This is a genomic window from Scandinavium lactucae (assembly GCF_033843265.1).
Lineage (GTDB): Bacteria > Pseudomonadota > Gammaproteobacteria > Enterobacterales > Enterobacteriaceae > Scandinavium > Scandinavium lactucae.
Map to the genome: position 1 here is coordinate 252,157 of NZ_JAWXRD010000029.1, position 18,517 is coordinate 270,673.

Sequence of the window (18,517 nt, forward strand, 5' to 3'; positions counted from 1 at the left end):
CTTTTTAGAACTTACCTGCTTTCAGCGCTATAGTAACTCCGCCACTGGTCAAGGTGGTTTGGTTATCATCAGGGAGAAAGTATGGATAAGCTTATCGACTGGCATCCTGCAGATATCATTGCCGGATTGCGTAAAAAAGGAACGTCATTGGCGGCTGAATCCCGCAGAAATGGACTTAGCTCATCGACGCTGGCGAATGCGCTCAACCGTGACTGGCCGAAGGGAGAATTGATTATTGCGACGGCATTAGGCACCGAACCGTGGGTTATCTGGCCGTCACGCTACCATGACCCCGTCACCCATGAGTTCATCGACAGAACCCAGCAAATTAGACAGCCGAAAGAGAAGTAAAACCGAGAAGCACCCCCACGTCGCGCTGACGAGGGGATGCCTTAGCAGGAGGCGATATTACTCGCCTTTGATACGCTCGATGCTTGCGCCCAGCGCACGAAGTTTATCTTCGATGCGCTCGTAGCCACGATCGATGTGGTAGATACGCTCCACAATCGTCGTCCCTTCGGCAATACACCCCGCCAGCACCAGGCTTGCAGACGCACGCAGATCGGTCGCCATCACCTGTGCCCCGGACAGTTTCTCAACGCCGTGACAAATCGCGGTATTGCTTTCGATTTCAGCGTGAGCACCCATACGAATCAGTTCAGGCAAGTGCATGAAACGGTTTTCAAAAATCGTCTCTGTTACCACACCAGTGCCTTCTGCCACCAGGTTCAGCAGCGTGAACTGGGCCTGCATATCGGTCGGGAATCCCGGATGCGGCGCTGTACGCACGTTTACCGCTTTCGGGCGGTTGCCGTGCATATCAAGGCTAATCCAGTCTTCACCGACTTCGATGTCGGCCCCGGCTTCGCGCAGTTTAGCCAGCACCGCGTCCAGCGTATCAGGCTGCGCGTCACGACAAACGATTTTGCCCCCGGAGATGGCGGCTGCGACGAGGAAGGTACCGGTTTCGATACGGTCAGGCAGAACGCTGTACACGCCGCCACCGAGACGCTTAACGCCTTCGATAGTGATGCGATCGCTACCCTGCCCGCTGATTTTCGCACCCAGCGTATTCAGGAAGTTGGCAGTATCGACAATCTCTGGCTCGCGCGCAGCATTCTCGATAATGGTGGTACCTTCTGCCAGCGTGGCAGCACTCATAATGGTCACCGTGGCTCCGACGCTCACTTTGTCCATTACGATGTGCGCGCCTTTCAGACGGCCATTCACAGAAGCTTTAACGTAGCCTTCTTCCAGTTTGATCTCAGCCCCAAGCTGCTCCAGGCCGGTAATATGCAGATCGACCGGACGTGCGCCGATTGCACAGCCACCCGGCAGAGAAACCTGACCCTGACCAAAACGCGCCACCAGCGGGCCGAGCGCCCAGATAGACGCACGCATGGTTTTCACCAACTCGTACGGCGCACAGAAGACGTTAACCTCACTGGCATCAATCCACACGGAACCGTTACGTTCAACTTTGGTTCCCAGCTGGCCCAGCAGCTTCATGGTGGTATCGATATCTTTCAGCTTCGGTACGTTCTGAATTTCAACCGGCTCTTCAGCCAGCAGTGCAGCGAAAAGGATCGGCAGTGCCGCATTTTTGGCACCGGAGATGCTCACTTCGCCCTGGAGACGTGAAGGCCCCTGTACACGAAATTTATCCATTCGTTCAAATCTCTTTTAAAATTCACCTGTGTAACGGGCGACACCCGTTACTTAAAAACCGTTGAGTTTGCGATCGCGTGCCCACTCTTGCGGGGTATGCGCTTTGATCGACAGGGCATGAATGCGGTTGTCAGCAATGTATTCCATCAGCGGGGCATAGACGGTCTGCTGTTTCTTCACCCGACTCATTCCTTCAAACAGTTCGCCCACGGCAATAACCTGAAAGTGACTGCCATCGCCAGAGACGTGGACTTCCTGAAGGGAGAGTGCGTTCATAAGCACTGTCTGAATTTCATGATTTTCCATGGGGTAATTTCATCTGATAGTGAAAACAGCCCAACATCTTAGAGGAAAGTGAGGCGGTCTTAAACAAGCAAAAAGCCCCGACGCACAAAACGTTGAGGCTTTTAAGAGTAATACATTGAATACGTTAGGGGATCAGATCGGGCGTGAGATTATAAAGTTGCACCAGGGTATTCATCTTTTCACTTTTACCCTCAATCTTCACCGTACCGCCCTGCTGGCGAATATGTGCCACCAGATGCATCAGTAACGCCACACCCGCGGTATCCACTCGGGTGATCGCCGTGAGATCGATAGTGTCGATGCCCTGAGTTGCCTCTTCACGCGCTTCCCAAAGGGGAACCAGGAAATCCTGATCAAGCTCCCCCTGTAATGACAGTCTCCCGCCTTCACGCGTCCAGCGTAATGAGTCTGCCATTATTTTTTCTGATCCAACGTAATCGGCTGCTTAGCGATACTCTGCAACTGGGCCGTCAGGCCATCGATCCCTTTGGTACGCAGCAGGTCACTCCACTCGTTCTGTTTGGTGGTGATCATGCTGACGCCTTCGGCAATCATATCAAACGCCTGCCAGTTACCGGTCTGGGTATTTTTACGCCACTGGAAATCGAGACGTACCGGCGGGCGACCGTTAGGATCAACGATAGTGACACGAATCGGCAGAATAGTGGCATCGCCAAGCGGTTTTTCCGGGGCAATCTGGTAAGTCTGACCGTGGTACATCGCCAGCGCCTGACCATAAGCCTGTTTCAGGTATTCATGGAAGGCGGCAAAGTACGCCTCGCGCTGAGCTGGAGTGGCATCACGGTAATAACGCCCTAAAACCAGCGCGCCGGCATATTTAATCTGCACATACGGCATCAACTCCTGATCCACAATCTGGCGCAGATAATCCGGGTTCGCGCGGATCTGCGGCTGCTCATTTTTCAGACGGTCAAAGGTTTTCTGCGCCGCTTCATTCATCAGTTTATAAGGATTCGACTGATCGGCTGCGGTGGCCGCCGTCAACGGGGCAATCACCAGCATGGCAACCATAAGTAAGCGTTTAAGCATGGGTTAATTCTCCTGAAATTAGTGCGTCGTTGCCGCAGGGGCCGTAGCGTCAGTATGGTCTGCCGCCGGGCTTTGCGCATCGCCGGAATTCTGATTGTCACTGCCTTTGCTGTTATAGAGGAACTGACCAATCAGGTCTTCCAGCACCATCGCAGACTTCGTATCCTGGATAGTACTGCCCTCTTTCAGCATAGCGGTGCCCATTTCCGGGTCGTCAAAACCGACGTTGAGCGCCAGATACTGCTCACCCAGCAGACCAGAAGTACGGATAGCCAGCGAACTGGTATCCGGAATTTGGTTGTACTGTTCTTCGATGTCCAGCGTCACGCGTGGCAAATAGGTTTTCGGATCTAACGTAATGTCAGCCACACGGCCTACCACGACGCCGCCGATACGGACCGGAGATCGTGCTTTCAGACCGCCGATATTATCGAAGGTGGCATACACCTGATAGGTTGGCTCCGTTCGTAAAGAGGTGACATCTGCCGCTTTCAGGCAAACAAACAGCGCGGCCAAAAATGCCACCAGCAAGAACACGCCTACCCAAATTTCACTTTTTTTCGTTTGCATGAACTCAATTCCCAAACATCAGTGCAGTCAGCACAAAATCCAGCCCCAGTACCGCCAGCGACGAATGCACCACGGTGCGGGTCGTTGCGCGGCTGATCCCTGCGGAAGTGGGGATCGCATCATAACCGTTGAACAATGCAATCCAGGTCACCGTAATGGCAAACACCACGCTTTTGAGCACGCAGTTCACCAGGTCCATTCGCCAGTCGACGGCGTTTTGCATCGCTGACCAGAAGAAGCCGGCATCAATACCTTTCCAGCTCACGCCAACCAGCGATCCGCCCCAAATACCGACGGCAACAAAAATGATGGTCAGCAGTGGCAGTGAAATGACGCCCGCCCAGAAGCGTGGAGCAATCACCCGACGCAGCGGATCGACGGCCATCATTTCCATGCTCGACAGCTGCTCTGTCGCACGCATCAGACCGATTTCGGCGGTCAGTGCAGAACCCGCACGTCCGGCAAACAGCAGGGCTGCGACCACCGGACCGAGTTCACGCAGCAGCGACAGCGCCACCAGCATACCGAGACTGGTTTCAGCACTGTAGGTGGTGAGAACCAGATAGCCTTGCAGCCCCAGCACCATCCCGATAAACACGCCCGACACCAGAATAATCACCATCGACAGGACGCCGACGTTATACAGCTGGCGGATTAATAAAGGTGCATGTTTACGAAACTCTGGCTTGCCAACAACAGCATTAAACAACATTAACCCGGCGCGCCCGAAGGTCGAGAGAGTCTTAATCCCCCGATGTCCGAGCGCAGCCAGTGCTTTTAGCAGCATGAGTAACTTAACTCCCTGTTCCGAGTAGATCGTGTTGATAATCGCCCGCAGGAAAACGGAACGGCACCGGGCCATCGGCAATTCCATCCAGGAACTGACGCACGCGCGGATCGCCGTTTTCCTGCAACGACTGTGCGCTACCGTGAGCGACAATTTTCCTGTCGGCCACGATATAGGCGTAATCGGCAATGCTCAGCACTTCCGGCACGTCGTGAGAGACCACGACGCAGGTGACGCCCAGGGCGCTATTGAGCTCAGAAATCAGCTTCACCAGCACGCCCATGGTAATCGGGTCCTGCCCGACAAACGGCTCATCGAACATGATTAAATCCGGCTCGAGGGCAATTGCGCGCGCCAGTGCGGCACGACGCGCCATCCCGCCGGAGAGTTCAGAAGGCATCAGTTTAGCAGCCCCACGCAAACCTACCGCTTCGAGCTTCATCATTACCGTGCTTTTCAGCAACGGCGGGGGCAAGCGGGTATGTTCACGCAGCGGATACGCAACGTTGTCAAAAACGTTCATATCAGTAAATAACGCACCGGACTGGAACAGCATGCTCATGCGTTTACGCACGTCATACAGCCGGGAGCGCGTCATGGTGGGTACATCTTCACCGTCGAACAGGATCTCGCCGCTGTCAGGCGGAATTTGCCCGCCGATCAAACGCAGTAGCGTGGTTTTGCCAATCCCTGACGGTCCCATGATGGCGGTAATTTTACCGCGCGGAACCGACAGCGAGATGTTGTCGAAGATACTTCGGGTGCCACGCGTAAAACTCACACCGCGCACATCGACTAAATTATCCAGTGTCTGGTTCATAGGTTTATCCCTGGAAAAACCTCTTCAGGTTAAGCATGGCGTGTTCTTGCGCCCCTAACCCATCATTTTTACAGAATCTTACCCGCCGCAGTTAGCGAAAGCAGGCATTTGTTTTACTTTTTCAACGCATAAAGTCAAAATTAGGAATTCGTCCTCACCTTGCGAAGGGTGCAAAGGGGCTGGCGATTATACCTGAAGAAAGGACTTTAGATGCTTTTAGCGACGGCTCTGTTAATAATTGGTTTACTTCTGGTGGTCTACAGTGCCGATCGTCTGGTCTTTGCCGCATCGATTCTTTGCCGCAGCATGAACATTCCGCCGCTGATCATTGGCATGACGGTAGTCAGCGTCGGGACATCGCTTCCGGAGATTATTGTTTCCGTCACGGCGTCTTTTCACGGGCAAATCGATCTGGCTATCGGCACCGCCATCGGCTCAAACATCGTCAATATTTTGCTGATCCTCGGCCTCGGCGCACTGCTGCACTCATTTACCGCCCATTCCGATATCCTGCGTCGCGAATTGCCGCTAATGTTAGTCGTCAGCCTGTTAGCGGGCTTTGTGCTGTATGATGGGCAGCTAACCCGAATGGATGGTCTCTTTCTGTTCGCGCTGGCTGTCCTATGGCTGTTTTATATTGTTAAAATCGCCCGTCTGGCCGAACGGCAAGGAAATGACAGCCTGACGCGCGAACAATTAGCAGAGCTCCCGCGTGAAGGTTCGCTGCCCGTAGCCTGTTTGTGGCTCGGGGTCGCACTGATTATTATGCCGATGGCGACGCGCATGGTGGTGGATAACGCCACGGTGCTGGCCAACTACTTCGCGATGAGCGAATTGACGATCGGCCTGACGGTGATTGCCATTGGCACCAGCCTGCCAGAACTGGCAACAGCAATCGCTGGCGCACGTAAAGGAGAGGATGATATCGCTATTGGCAATATCATCGGCTCTAACATTTTCAATATTGCCATCGTAATGGGCATCCCTGCGCTGGTCGCGCCGGGGCCGTTCAACCCGCTGGCATTTAGCCGTGATTACGGTGTGATGGTGCTGGTCAGCGTAATTTTTGCCGTGTTGTGCTGGCGTCGTAAGCCGCAAATTGGCAAAGGCGCAGGGGCATTACTGATCGGATGCTTTCTTGTTTGGCTGGCGTTCCTCTGGTGGGGCACGCCGTTTTTCGCAGAGTGAATCGGGATAACATTATGTCGCAAATAGATTTGCAGCCGGATTTTGACTTTCAACAGGCAGGCCTTGAGGTGCTGGAGATTGAACGTGAAGGTCTGGCCCAGCTCGATCAGTACATTAACCAGGATTTCGCACTTGCCTGCGAAAAAATGGCTTACTGCGGCGGTAAAGTTGTCGTGATGGGAATGGGGAAATCCGGACACATAGGCCGGAAGATGGCGGCCACCTTTGCCAGTACCGGCACCCCCTCCTTCTTTGTCCATCCTGGTGAAGCCGCACACGGCGACCTCGGCATGGTCACCCCGCAGGACGTGGTGATTGCGCTGTCAAACTCCGGCGAATCCAATGAAATTATGGCGCTTATCCCGGTGTTGAAACGTCTGCAGGTTCCGCTCATCTGCATGACCAGCCGCCCAGAAAGCAACATGGCGAAAGCGGCGGATATTCATCTGTGCGTCAGCGTCCCAAAAGAAGCCTGTCCGCTCGGCCTGGCACCGACGTCGAGCACCACCGCCGCATTAGTGATGGGCGATGCGCTCGCCGTGGCCTTGCTGAAGGCCCGTGGGTTTACCGCGCAGGACTTTGCCCTCTCTCACCCGGGTGGTGCGCTGGGTCGTAAGCTATTACTGCGGGTGAACGATATCATGCACACTGGGGATGAAATACCGCACGTCAGTAAAGACGCCTCCCTGCGCGATGCCCTCCTTGAAATCACCCGTAAAAATTTGGGTATGACCGTTATCTGTGATGACCAGATGAAAATCGAAGGAATTTTCACCGATGGCGACTTACGTCGGGTGTTTGATATGGGCGTTGATGTGCGTGACCTCAGTATCGCCGACGTGATGACCCGGGGCGGCATTCGTGTCCGTCCGGGTATTCTGGCCGTTGATGCGCTGAACCTGATGCAGTCCCGTCATATCACCTGCGTAATGGTTGCCGATGGCGACCATCTGCTGGGTGTGATACATATGCATGATCTGCTGCGCGCTGGCGTAGTGTAAGTAAGGAAAAAACAATGAGTAATGCTGGCGCGTCGGTAACGACCTGCTATGGACCGGTTAGCTCTCAGGTGATGGAGAAGGCAGAGAAAATCCGCCTGCTCATCCTTGATGTCGACGGCGTGCTGTCCGACGGGCTGATTTACATGGGCAACAACGGCGAAGAGCTGAAAGCCTTCAACGTGCGCGATGGCTACGGTATTCGCTGTGCGCTGACATCAGGCATAGAAGTTGCAATTATCACCGGGCGAAAAGCTAAACTGGTAGAAGACCGTTGCAAAACATTGGGCATTACCCATCTGTGGCAGGGACAGTCCGACAAGCTTATCGCCTATAACGAACTGCTGGATACCCTTTCCCTACAGCCGGATGAAGTCGCCTACGTTGGAGACGATCTGATTGACTGGCCAGTCATGGCTGAAGTCGGGCTGAGCGTCGCCGTAGCAGATGCCCATCCTCTGCTGCCCCCACGCGCGGATTATGTCACCCGCATTGACGGTGGGCGCGGTGCGGTACGTGAAGTGTGCGATTTATTGCTGCTGGCTCAGGGCAAGTTGGATGAAGCCAAAGGGCAATCGATATGAGTAAAACCAGACGTTGGGTTATCATTCTGCTTTCGCTACTGGCGCTGGTGCTTATCGGCTTCAATTTAGTAGATAAAGACGCACCTGCACCGGTGGTTGCGAACAATAACGAACCCACTTACAAAAGCGAACATACTGATAGCGTGGTCTACAGCCCTGAAGGGGCGCTGAGCTATCATTTGATTGCTGAACACGTCGAGTATTTTTCTGACCAGGCGATAACCTGGTTTACCCGACCTGTCCTGACCACTTTCGACGTCAATAAAGTCCCGACGTGGTCTATTAAGGCCGATAAGGCCAAACTGACGAATGACCGTATGCTGTATCTTTACGGACACGTTGAGATCAACGCCCTGACGGAAGACTCTCAGCTTCGCAAAGTCACGACGGATAACGCCATTGTCAATTTGGTGACTCAGGACGTAAGTTCAGACGATCTGGTGACGTTGTACGGTACAACATTTAATTCCAGCGGCCTCAAAATGCGCGGCAACTTACGCAGCAAAAACGCTCAGCTGATTGAAAAGGTGAGAACCTCTTATGAAATTCAAAACAAATAAATTCAGCTTTAAGCTTGCCCTTGCCAGCGCATTGCTGGCCGCCAGCCTCCCGGCGCTGGCGTTGACGGGCGATACCGATCAGCCGATTCACATTGAATCCGATCAGCAATCCCTCGACATGCAGGGGAACGTCGCGACGTTCACCGGCAACGTTATCGTCACGCAGGGCACCATCAAAATTAATGCTGACAAAGTGGTGGTCACCCGCCCGGCTGGCGTTAAAGGTAAAGAGACGATGGACGGCTACGGTAATCCGGCCACCTTCTACCAGATGCAGGATAACGGCAAACCGGTAAACGGCCATGCATCGAAGATGCACTATGAAGTCGCCAACGATCTGGTGGTTCTGACCGGCAATGCCTACCTGGAACAGGTTGATAGCAACATTAAAGGTGACAAAATCACCTATCTGGTGAAAGAGCAGAAAATGCAGGCGTTTAGCGAAAAAGGTAAGCGCGTGACCACGGTTCTGGTGCCATCGCAGCTGCAGGATAAGAGCGGCAAAACCACCACACCGGCTCAGCCTAAAAAGAGTAACTAAGACGTTATGGCAACTTTAACTGCAAAGAATCTGGCGAAAGCCTACAAGGGCCGTCGGGTCGTAGAAGACGTTAGCCTGACGGTCAATTCCGGCGAAATCGTCGGTCTGCTGGGCCCGAACGGGGCCGGTAAAACCACCACCTTCTATATGGTCGTCGGCATTGTGTCGCGTGATGCGGGTAACATCATCATTGATGATGACGATATCAGCCTGCTGCCGCTGCACGCTCGCGCTCGTCGCGGGATTGGCTACCTGCCGCAGGAAGCCTCTATTTTCCGCCGCCTGAGCGTGTTTGATAACCTGATGGCCGTGCTGCAAATCCGGGACGATCTCAGCAACGAACAGCGTGTCGACCGCGCCAACGAGCTGATGGAAGAGTTCCACATTGAGCATCTGCGCGACAGCCTCGGCCAGGCGCTTTCCGGCGGTGAACGTCGCCGTGTGGAAATCGCCCGTGCGCTTGCAGCAAATCCTAAATTTATCCTACTGGATGAACCCTTTGCTGGCGTTGACCCCATTTCAGTTATCGACATCAAACGTATTATCGAGCATCTGCGCGACAGCGGCCTTGGCGTGCTGATTACCGACCATAACGTGCGTGAAACGTTAGCGGTCTGTGAACGCGCTTATATCGTGAGCCAGGGGCATTTGATTGCTCACGGTACGCCAGAACAAATCCTTCAGGACGAGCATGTTAAGCGTGTGTATCTTGGGGAAGACTTCAGACTCTGATAGGGTAGAGATAATTACCATTTCTGGCCGGAGAAATTTGCCCTGATTATGAAGCAAGGTTTGCAATTAAGGCTCAGTCAACAGCTCGCCATGACGCCGCAACTGCAACAGGCCATTCGCCTGTTGCAGCTTTCAACGCTCGAGCTGCAACAGGAACTTCAGCAAGCGCTGGAGAGTAATCCCCTGCTTGAGCAAACCGATCTTCACGAGGAAGTGGATTCACAAGAAGAACCTGACAACGAAGCCAACGAGACGTTTGATACCGTCGATGCCCTCGAGCAGAAAGAGATGCCCGATGAGCTGCCGCTCGACGCGAGCTGGGATGAAATTTACACCGCTGGCACACCGTCTGGCACAGGCACTGACTATCAGGACGACGAGCTGCCTATCTATCAGGGCGAAACTACCCAGTCGCTTCAGGACTATCTGATGTGGCAGGTTGGCCTGACGCCGTTCTCCGATACCGATCGCGCCATTGCCACCTCTATCGTTAACGCCGTCGATGACACCGGCTATCTCACCGCCTCAGTGGAAGAGATCCTCGAAAGCATTGGCGACGAAGAGCTCGATCTTGATGAAATTGAAGCGGTTCTGAAACGTATCCAGCGCTTTGATCCTGTTGGCGTAGCGGCAAAAGATCTGCGCGACTGCCTGCTGATCCAGCTTTCTCAGTTCGGCAAAGAGACACCGTGGCTGGCGGAAGCCAAAACGATTATCAGCGATCATCTCTCTCTGCTGGCCAATCACGATTTCCGCAGCCTGATGCGCGTCACACGCCTGAAAGAAGACGTGTTGAAAGAAGCGGTGACGCTGATACAGTCCCTGGACCCGCGTCCGGGTCAGTCTATCCAGACCGGCGAACCGGAATACGTCATTCCTGACGTGCTGGTACGCAAGGTAAGCGGCCGCTGGATGGTCGAACTCAATTCCGACAGTATTCCGCGTTTGCAAATCAACCAGCACTACGCCGGGATGTGTAATAACGCCCGTAACGATGCCGATAGCCAGTTTATTCGCAGTAATCTTCAGGAAGCGAAATGGCTGATCAAAAGCCTGGAAAGCCGCAATGACACGCTGCTCCGGGTGAGTCGTTGTATCGTCGAACAACAGCAGGCGTTTTTCGAAAAGGGTGAAGAGTTCATGAAGCCGATGGTGCTGGCGGATATCGCCCAGGCCGTTGAGATGCATGAATCGACTATCTCGCGCGTGACAACGCAAAAGTATCTTCACAGCCCAAGAGGCATTTTTGAGCTTAAGTATTTCTTCTCCAGCCACGTGAACACTGAAGGCGGTGGCGAAGCCTCGTCGACGGCGATTCGTGCCCTGGTGAAGAAGTTAATTGCCGCGGAAAATCCCGCGAAACCACTGAGTGACAGTAAGCTAACCACCATGCTGTCCGAACAGGGTATCATGGTGGCACGCCGCACCGTTGCAAAGTACCGAGAGTCTTTATCCATTCCGCCGTCTAACCAGCGTAAACAGCTGGTCTGACACAACCGATAAGGAAGACACTATGCAGCTCAATATCACCGGACAGAATGTCGAAATCACTGACGCTCTGCGTGAATTTGTGAATACCAAATTTGCCAAGCTCGAGCAGTTTTTCGAACGGATTAATCAGGTCTATATTGTGTTAAAAGTGGAAAAGGTGACTCATATCTCGGATGCCACCCTGCATGTTAACGGGGGCGAAATTCATGCCAGTGCGGAAGGGCAGGATATGTATGCCGCAATAGACGGTCTTATCGATAAGCTGGCAAGACAGCTGACCAAACATAAAGATAAACTGAAACAACACTAATTGTCCGGCCGTGCGCCTGACCCGGCTCTTCGGGCCAGGCGACACGCAGGTGAAATTATGATGAACAACGATTCCGCTCTGCAACTGAGCAATGTCCTTAACCAGGAATGTACCCGCAGTGCAGTTCACTGCCAGAGTAAAAAACGTGCGCTGGAAATTATCAGCGAGCTGGCAGCCAAACAGCTAAGCATCCCGCCACAGGTGGTTTTTGAGGCGATCCTGACCCGTGAAAAGATGGGCAGTACCGGCATCGGTAACGGTATTGCCATTCCTCACGGCAAGCTGGAAGAGGACACCACGCGCGCCGTGGGCGTATTCGTGCAGCTCGAAACCCCGATTGCCTTTGATGCAATAGACAATCAGCCGGTTGACCTGCTGTTCGCCCTACTGGTGCCAGCCGACCAGACCAAAACGCATTTACATACGCTGTCGCTGGTCGCCAAACGCCTGGCGGATAAAACCATCTGCCGCCGTCTACGCGGTGCGCAGAGCGATCAGGAGCTGTATGAAATTATCACCGGCGACGATAGCGGTGATGAAGATGCCTAACGGTAAGTCGGTTGTCGTAAGGAGAAACGACTGATGGTACTGATGATCGTCAGCGGGCGCTCGGGTTCAGGGAAGTCTGTGGCTCTGCGCGCGCTGGAAGATATGGGCTTTTATTGCGTCGATAACCTGCCGGTGGTGCTGCTGCCGGAACTGGCGAAAAGCCTGGCTGACCGGCAGATTTCGGCTGCGGTCAGCATTGATGTGCGTAACATGCCGGAATCGCCGGAGATTTTTGAGCAGGCAATGGAAAATCTGCCTGACTGCTTCTCTCCGCAACTATTGTTCCTCGACGCCGATCGCAATACGCTGATCCGTCGTTACAGCGATACGCGCCGTCTGCATCCTCTTTCCAGTAAGAATCTGTCGCTGGAAAGCGCTATCGACCAGGAAAGCGATCTGCTTGAACCGCTACGTTCTCGTGCGGACCTGATTGTTGATACTTCTGAAATGTCGGTGCACGAACTGGCTGAAATGCTGCGTACGCGCCTGCTCGGCAAGCGTGAACGTGAGCTGACGATGGTGTTCGAATCCTTTGGCTTTAAGCATGGGATCCCGATTGATGCCGATTACGTTTTTGACGTGCGTTTCCTGCCGAACCCGCACTGGGATCCGAAGCTGCGTCCGATGACCGGCCTCGATAAACCGGTTGCTGCGTTCCTCGACCGTCACACAGAAGTTCACAATTTTATCTACCAGACGCGTAGCTATCTTGAGCTATGGTTACCTATGCTGGAAACCAACAATCGCAGCTATCTGACGGTCGCGATTGGTTGTACCGGCGGTAAACATCGTTCGGTGTATATTGCCGAACAGCTGGCTGACTATTTCCGCTCCCGCGGGAAAAACGTTCAGTCTCGTCACCGGACGCTGGAAAAACGTAAAACATGAGCGTAAAGCACACCGTTGAAATCACCAATAAGCTGGGGATGCACGCCCGCCCGGCGATGAAGCTGTTTGAACTGGTCCAGAATTACGATGCTGAAGTGTGGCTGCGCAATGACGAAGGCACTGAAGCGGAGGCCAGCAGCGTGATTGCGCTGCTGATGCTGGATTCCGCCAAAGGCCGACAGATTGAAATCGAAGCCAGCGGTCCACAGGAAGAAGAAGCTCTGGCGGCGGTAATAGCGCTGTTTAACGCCGGGTTTGATGAAGATTAGTCTTTAAGCGGGTAGCGCTGTGCGCACCCGCCTGCTCCCCTTAATACAAGTGATTCCCCGTCATAAACCCTTCCCCACCTAACTGACGCATCTGGCGTAGGATCCACGCCTGACGACTGCGGACATACCCGGACGGCGCATCGGCGCGATAACGAATCGGGTTCGGCAACACCGCAGCCAAAAGCGCCGCTTCTGACATCGTCAGCTTGCTGGCCGGTTTGTGGAAATAGTGCTGCGCCGCCGCTTCCACGCCAAAAATCCCGTCGCCAAACTCGGCGATGTTCAGGTAAACGGTCAGAATGCGTTTTTTACTCCAGATGGTTTCAATCCCCACCGTCAATCCCGCTTCCAGCCCTTTTCGCAGCCAGCTACGACCGTCCCACAGAAACAGGTTTTTCGCCGTTTGCTGCGACAGCGTGGACGCCCCGCGGATCCGGCGTTCGTTGCGTTCGTTATGAGCCAGCGCTTTTTCAATCGCCGACACATCAAAGCCCCAGTGTTCAGGGAATTTCTGATCCTCTGCGGCAATCACCGCCAGCCCCATCCACGGCGTCATTTCATCCATACTCACCCAGTCAGAATGCGCCAGATAATGGAAATCACCGCTGAAGAGAGCGCCAAGCTGACGCTCCACCATCACCGCAGAGAAAGGCACCGGCAGCACGCTGAATAGTGCAATGCCGCCGCCCCAAAATACGGCAAGCGCCAGCCCAACCCGCAGCAAAATTCGTTTTAGCCAGACCACTGGTGAACGACGCTGACTCATGCGCAAAGCACCAGCACGCGAGACACCAGTTTTTCAATGCCAGTCGCCGCTTCAGCAATATTCTGCGCCAGCATATACGCAGGCGTGGTCACCACTTTATGGTCTTCATCGACCACGATGTCATCCACCGGGCAGGGCACATGCTCGGCCCCCATATCTTCCAGCACTTCGGCGGTATCGATATCGGTCCCGATGGTGATTCGCAGCGGGAAGTCGAAAATCTTCGGCAGCATAGCAGGCGCGATGCACATAAACCCCAGCGGTTTCCCCGCCTGATGCAGTGCCTGCGTCAGCGCAGTTAAATCAGCATCAACCGTGCAGGCGCTGCCCTGCGAGGCGAAATTGCTCAGGTTTTTCGCCGCGCCGAAACCGCCGGGCACAATCAACGCATCAAGATCGTCAGCCCGCGCGCTGGCCAGCGGCAGAATCTCGCCCCGAGTAATACGTGCCGCTTCAATAAGCACATTACGCTCGCCGCCCTGCGGCTCTCCGGCCAGATGGTTAATCACATCAGACTGGCTTTTATCCGGCGCAAAACAGACCGCCTGCGCACCGCTGCGCGAAATCGCCAGCAGGGTAATCACCGCCTCATGAATTTCGCTGCCGTCATAGACACCACAGCCGCTGAGCACTACGCCAATTTTTTTCATACCGCGTTTCCTTTGTTGCAACTGCCTGAAGCCCATCAATTATTTTGATTTAACCGCGGTGCTTCACACATTTCACTGATTCATGTAACAAATAATTTAAGTTTTGCTATCTTAATGAGCGTGCGGCCCGAATTCTCAGGCAGCGTCTGTTCAACACAGTTAAAACAATTAAGGCGCAGCCACGTTTTCCCTGGTGTTGGCGCAGTATTCGCGCACCCCGGCTTGACCGGGGTCATTTTTTATCGGTTCGCCACCCACGCTTTCAGGGTCGCAACGTCCTGCTGCCATTCGGTTTTCATCTCTTCGATCCATTCACCCACGTTATCCCACCACGCTGGAAGATCGGGAGACTGAATCTGTTGCCCCAGCTGTTGAATATGCCGTAAACCAATCGAGCCCGCGGCCCCTTTGATTTTATGCCCTTCTTCAACAATGCCTTTTTGGTCGCGCGCGGTCAGGTTTGACTCCAGCACCGCCAGGTAGCCCGGCATCATTTTTTCAAACACCGCCAGCCCGTCGGTAATCAACTTCGGTCCTACCAGTTCGATATACTGTTGAAGCATGTCGGTATCCAGCACGGCGCTGGATTTACTGCTGTCGGTCGTCGTCACGCTGCTCTCCTCGTCATCATCAGGGGTGTCCCAGAATTTTTGGATCATGGCGGTCAATGCCGGAACGGCGAGCGGCTTGCTCAGCACATCGTCCATTCCCGCATCCAGATACTCTTTTTTGTCTTTCAACACATTGGCGGTCAGCGCCACCAGCGGCGGCAGCTCGTCCACGTGATAGCGCTGTTTCAGCTCGCGGGAAATATCCAGCCCGGTCATGTCCGGCAGCTGAATATCCAGCAGTACCAGGTCGTACTCGGAAGGCGAGAACATTTCCAGCGCGGCTTTACCGGTCATGGCGACGTCGACGCTGTTGCCGAGCTTCTCTAACACCGACCGGGCGACAATCACGTTCAGCTCGATGTCTTCCACCAGCAGCACGTGCAGAGCGGGCAGCGGCATATCGTCATCGGCCAGGGTGTCTTCCACTTCTTCCGCCACCGCAGGTGCGTGAACCGTCAGGGTAAAGGTTGAGCCGCTTCCCGGCTGGCTGGAGACGGAAATGTCGCCGCCCATGCTCTTCGCCAGACGGCGCGACACCGCGAGGCCAATGCCGGTGCCGGTCGCCGGTTTTCCGCCCTGGCTGTCCTTCACCTGATAGTACATGGCAAAAATCTTGTCCTGCTCTTCCTGCGGAATGCCGATGCCGGAATCCTGTACCTCGAAGTGCAGCATGTCGCCCGCGTCGAAACGTACGCGAACCGTGACGTTACCCTGCTGGGTAAACTTGACCGCGTTGCTGATCAGGTTCCATAGGATCTGCCGTAAACGGGTGCCGTCGGTGATCACTTTATGCGGCAGCGGCAGCGTGGGGTCCATCACGAAGCGCAGGCCTTTCTGCTGTGCCTGCAGGCCCGAGAGGTTTTCCAGATCGGCAAGAAACCCGGTGAAATCGACAGGCTGGTTATCCAGTTGAACCTTGCGGCGCTCCATTTTATCCATGTCGATAATATCATTGAAGATATTACCCAGCGTCACCGCTGAGACATGAATAGTTTTCAGGTATTTTTCCTGCTCGCCGGTCAGTTCGGTATCCAGCAGAATGCGGCTCAGGCCGACGATGCCGTTCAGCGGGGTGCGCAGCTCGTGGCTAATGGTAGAAATAAAGGTAGTCTTGTCACGGCTGGCACGCTCAAGAGCGTCCTGGTAGCGCTTACGTTCGGTGATATCACGGCCAAAGCCCATCAGGCCGTGGCGTTTACCGACGCGGTCGTAGTACGGCACCTTCCGGATTTCGAAGCAGGCTTTGCGGCCATCCGGATAATCAAGCCACTGCTCGTAGGTCAGAGAGACGTTATGACGGAACACCTTCTCGTCGGTTTCGAGGACTTTTGCCGCCGCTTCCGGGGAATAAACATCCAGCGGCTTGAGGTGAATCAGCTGCTTTTCGCTCTTGCCGGTTAACAACTCCATCGCCCGATTACAGCCGGAGAACTCTTTATCTTCGTTGCGGTAAAAAACCAGATCCGGCGAGGCATCGAGGAATGAGCGCAGGAAAGAAGATTGTTGCTCGAGCTGAATTTGCGTCTGCTCGCGCTCCTTCATCTCGATTTTCAGCTGTTCCAGGGTGCTCTGGCGCTCGGCTTCCGCTTTTTCACGATCGCTGATTTCCTGGTTGAGCTGCGCGATGTTGTCTTTCAGCTGCACGTTTAGCTTCAAATCGCGGTCACGCATCTCCTCCAGCTTTTCGACCAGTCTGGAAAGGCGCTGACGCGACTCTTCCAGTTGCTCAACGACCACCGAGAGAAAATAGACCGCCCACGGGGTGATCAGCAGACCAAAGAAGATCGAGCGAATAACATCAATACTTTCGACCTGGCCGTGCAGCACCATCGTCACCGCCATCTGGACCACGATGGCCAGCACCACCAGCGCTAACGCCAGCAGCATTGAGAACCGCACCAGGCCGAGCTTCATCATCAGATCGACATAGTACTGGGCAAGCATTCGGATTTGCTTCATAGGGATTTCCTTCACCACAACATCGCTCAATAATACCCAATTCTGAGCAACGCGTTGAAGGTTGTGCAAAAAATGCGGCAATCGTTGGGGTTAGCGCCCTATGGGAAGCCAATTTTGGCCAATCGCGGAGCCTTGTACGCCATGCTCGTTAAGATAACGGTCCAGTTCCACCATCCCGGTCCAGCGGTTTTCGCACCACAGTGGGGCTAACAGCGTCGGGCGGCGCGCGCTGGCGGAGATCCGGTGGTAAACCACTTCAGGCGGGGTATGGCGAATCATCTCCCCGGCGGTGACGGTATACTCATCCAGTTCAATGCCGTTCAGTCTGCCTGCTTCCCAGGCTTTCGCCATGATGCTACCGGTGACGATATGCAGCGGATGCAGCTTGATGCCGTCCACCCCGGTCTCGACCACTTTATCCAGCGTTTGCAGACACTCTGCCTGCCCTTCCCCTGGCAAGCCGACGATCAGATGAGTGCAGACTTTCAGCCCGCGCTCACGCGCCAGTCGGGTGGTGGCCTGATAACAGGCAAAATCGTGGCCGCGATTAATGCGATGCAGGGTTTTATCCTGTGCGCTTTGTAGGCCCAGCTCCAGCCACACCTCATAGCCCTGCGCGTGATATTCACTGAGCAAATCCAACACCGCCTCCGGCACGCAATCCGGGCGGGTGCCCACGCAAAGGCCGACGATATTCGCCTGACTCACTGCCTGCTGATACATCGAACGCAGCACCTGCACTTCGGCAAAGGTGCTGGTATAGGCCTGAAAATACGCCAGATACCGTTTAGCCCGGTTAACCAGATGCTTTTGATGCGCCAGCTGTTCGGCAATGGAGCGGTGCTGCTGCGCCTCGTCGGCAAATGACGCCACGTTACAGAAGGTGCAGCCCCCGCGTCCTATCGTCCCGTCGCGGTTCGGGCAGCTAAAGCCGCCGTGCAGCGTCAGCTTATGAACCTTTTCGCCATAACGACGGCTAAGATCCCCACCAAACATATTGACTAATTTCTGTAACTGCATAATCTGATAGACCGCGCCTTTCGAAGAGGTGCAAAGCCTGCCATTTTTAGCCTCCGTCGGCGATGACCTGGATCAAACGCCTCAGCGGCCTCACATCTATTGCATAACCAATCAAGATAACTGCAATTTCATTCAGCCTGATGGTGATTACTTTTCCTTATGTTGACCCCTGATTTTTCACTATTGCCGTAGCAGATAAA

Annotated in this window: 23 protein-coding genes; 12 read left to right on the forward strand and 11 right to left on the reverse strand. The window is 54.3% G+C overall.

All coding sequences use genetic code 11. The features are described 5' to 3' along the window. Positions 1-81 precede the first annotated feature (81 nt). The gene (gene sfsB, locus SIK69_RS11740) at positions 82-351 is read left to right on the forward strand and encodes a DNA-binding transcriptional regulator SfsB (protein ID WP_319627400.1); all 270 of its coding nucleotides are present in this window, start codon (positions 82-84) and stop codon (positions 349-351) included. 57 nt (positions 352-408) lie between these two features. Here sfsB and murA read toward each other — a convergent pair whose 3' ends face one another. From murA to mlaF, 7 genes are all read right to left on the reverse strand, one after another. Next, positions 409-1,668: a UDP-N-acetylglucosamine 1-carboxyvinyltransferase gene (gene murA, locus SIK69_RS11745; protein ID WP_319627401.1), complete on the reverse strand. Its 1,260-nt coding sequence runs from the start codon at positions 1,666-1,668 to the stop codon at positions 409-411. A 51-nt stretch (positions 1,669-1,719) separates the two neighbouring features. Beyond that, the gene (gene ibaG / locus SIK69_RS11750) at positions 1,720-1,974 is read right to left on the reverse strand and encodes a BolA family iron metabolism protein IbaG (protein WP_319627402.1); all 255 of its coding nucleotides are present in this window, start codon (positions 1,972-1,974) and stop codon (positions 1,720-1,722) included. 124 nt (positions 1,975-2,098) lie between these two features. After that, positions 2,099-2,389, reverse strand: a complete 291-nt coding sequence (gene mlaB / locus SIK69_RS11755) for a lipid asymmetry maintenance protein MlaB (protein WP_319627403.1) — start codon at positions 2,387-2,389, stop codon at positions 2,099-2,101. Next, positions 2,389-3,024: a phospholipid-binding protein MlaC gene (gene mlaC / locus SIK69_RS11760; protein ID WP_319627404.1), complete on the reverse strand. Its 636-nt coding sequence runs from the start codon at positions 3,022-3,024 to the stop codon at positions 2,389-2,391. The genes mlaB and mlaC overlap by 1 nt, the downstream gene beginning before the upstream one ends. 18 nt (positions 3,025-3,042) lie before the next feature. Next, positions 3,043-3,594 (reverse strand): outer membrane lipid asymmetry maintenance protein MlaD, encoded by a 552-nt coding sequence (mlaD, locus tag SIK69_RS11765; protein WP_319627405.1) that lies wholly within the window; start codon positions 3,592-3,594, stop codon positions 3,043-3,045. A 4-nt stretch (positions 3,595-3,598) separates the two neighbouring features. Beyond that, positions 3,599-4,381, reverse strand: coding sequence for a lipid asymmetry maintenance ABC transporter permease subunit MlaE (gene mlaE / locus SIK69_RS11770; RefSeq protein ID WP_319627406.1), 783 nt, complete (start codon positions 4,379-4,381; stop codon positions 3,599-3,601). A gap of 7 nt (positions 4,382-4,388) precedes the next feature. Beyond that, the gene (gene mlaF / locus SIK69_RS11775) at positions 4,389-5,201 is read right to left on the reverse strand and encodes a phospholipid ABC transporter ATP-binding protein MlaF (RefSeq protein ID WP_319627407.1); all 813 of its coding nucleotides are present in this window, start codon (positions 5,199-5,201) and stop codon (positions 4,389-4,391) included. Between the two features lie 210 nt (positions 5,202-5,411). Between mlaF and SIK69_RS11780 the strand changes: the two genes are divergently transcribed. Genes SIK69_RS11780 through npr form a run of 11 tightly spaced genes read left to right on the forward strand, consistent with a single transcriptional unit; the run spans position 5,412 to position 13,311 of the window. Further along, positions 5,412-6,389: a calcium/sodium antiporter gene (locus tag SIK69_RS11780; protein WP_319627408.1), complete on the forward strand. Its 978-nt coding sequence runs from the start codon at positions 5,412-5,414 to the stop codon at positions 6,387-6,389. Positions 6,390-6,403: 14 nt separating this feature from the next. Continuing rightward, positions 6,404-7,390, forward strand: coding sequence for an arabinose-5-phosphate isomerase KdsD (kdsD, locus tag SIK69_RS11785; protein ID WP_319627409.1), 987 nt, complete (start codon positions 6,404-6,406; stop codon positions 7,388-7,390). A 14-nt stretch (positions 7,391-7,404) separates the two neighbouring features. Then, positions 7,405-7,971, forward strand: coding sequence for a 3-deoxy-manno-octulosonate-8-phosphatase KdsC (kdsC, locus tag SIK69_RS11790; protein ID WP_319627410.1), 567 nt, complete (start codon positions 7,405-7,407; stop codon positions 7,969-7,971). Beyond that, positions 7,968-8,531: an LPS export ABC transporter periplasmic protein LptC gene (lptC, locus tag SIK69_RS11795; RefSeq protein WP_319627411.1), complete on the forward strand. Its 564-nt coding sequence runs from the start codon at positions 7,968-7,970 to the stop codon at positions 8,529-8,531. The genes kdsC and lptC overlap by 4 nt, the downstream gene beginning before the upstream one ends. Next, positions 8,512-9,072 carry a lipopolysaccharide ABC transporter substrate-binding protein LptA gene (gene lptA / locus SIK69_RS11800; RefSeq protein WP_319627412.1) on the forward strand — a complete coding sequence of 187 codons (561 nt, stop codon included), beginning with the start codon at positions 8,512-8,514 and terminating at the stop codon, positions 9,070-9,072. The genes lptC and lptA overlap by 20 nt, the downstream gene beginning before the upstream one ends. A 6-nt stretch (positions 9,073-9,078) precedes the next feature. Next, positions 9,079-9,804, forward strand: a complete 726-nt coding sequence (gene lptB / locus SIK69_RS11805; RefSeq protein ID WP_319627413.1) for an LPS export ABC transporter ATP-binding protein — start codon at positions 9,079-9,081, stop codon at positions 9,802-9,804. Between the two features lie 48 nt (positions 9,805-9,852). After that, positions 9,853-11,295, forward strand: coding sequence for an RNA polymerase factor sigma-54 (rpoN, locus tag SIK69_RS11810; RefSeq protein ID WP_319627414.1), 1,443 nt, complete (start codon positions 9,853-9,855; stop codon positions 11,293-11,295). A gap of 22 nt (positions 11,296-11,317) precedes the next feature. Then, positions 11,318-11,605: a ribosome hibernation promoting factor gene (hpf, locus tag SIK69_RS11815; protein WP_319627415.1), complete on the forward strand. Its 288-nt coding sequence runs from the start codon at positions 11,318-11,320 to the stop codon at positions 11,603-11,605. A gap of 57 nt (positions 11,606-11,662) precedes the next feature. Further along, entirely contained in the window at positions 11,663-12,154 is a 492-nt protein-coding gene (gene ptsN / locus SIK69_RS11820; RefSeq protein ID WP_319627416.1) for a PTS IIA-like nitrogen regulatory protein PtsN, read from the forward strand. A gap of 33 nt (positions 12,155-12,187) precedes the next feature. After that, on the forward strand, positions 12,188-13,042 hold the full coding sequence (gene rapZ, locus SIK69_RS11825) for an RNase adapter RapZ (protein ID WP_312625375.1): 855 nt from the start codon (positions 12,188-12,190) through the stop codon (positions 13,040-13,042). Then, positions 13,039-13,311, forward strand: coding sequence for a PTS phosphocarrier protein NPr (npr, locus tag SIK69_RS11830; RefSeq protein WP_319627417.1), 273 nt, complete (start codon positions 13,039-13,041; stop codon positions 13,309-13,311). Before rapZ ends, npr begins: the two co-directional genes overlap by 4 nt. 40 nt (positions 13,312-13,351) lie before the next feature. Here npr and mtgA read toward each other — a convergent pair whose 3' ends face one another. The 4 genes from mtgA to mnmL all read right to left on the reverse strand — a co-directional run bounded on the left by mtgA (position 13,352) and on the right by mnmL (position 18,317). After that, positions 13,352-14,077 (reverse strand): monofunctional biosynthetic peptidoglycan transglycosylase, encoded by a 726-nt coding sequence (gene mtgA, locus SIK69_RS11835; protein WP_319627418.1) that lies wholly within the window; start codon positions 14,075-14,077, stop codon positions 13,352-13,354. Beyond that, a complete protein-coding gene (gene elbB, locus SIK69_RS11840; protein ID WP_319786148.1) occupies positions 14,074-14,727 on the reverse strand; it encodes an isoprenoid biosynthesis glyoxalase ElbB in 654 nt (217 codons plus the stop codon). The genes mtgA and elbB overlap by 4 nt, the downstream gene beginning before the upstream one ends. A 239-nt stretch (positions 14,728-14,966) precedes the next feature. Further along, positions 14,967-17,297 (reverse strand): aerobic respiration two-component sensor histidine kinase ArcB, encoded by a 2,331-nt coding sequence (gene arcB, locus SIK69_RS11845; protein WP_319786149.1) that lies wholly within the window; start codon positions 17,295-17,297, stop codon positions 14,967-14,969. Between the two features lie 90 nt (positions 17,298-17,387). After that, entirely contained in the window at positions 17,388-18,317 is a 930-nt protein-coding gene (gene mnmL / locus SIK69_RS11850) for a tRNA modification radical SAM protein MnmL/YtqA (protein WP_319786150.1), read from the reverse strand. Between the last annotated feature and the right edge of the window lie 200 nt (positions 18,318-18,517).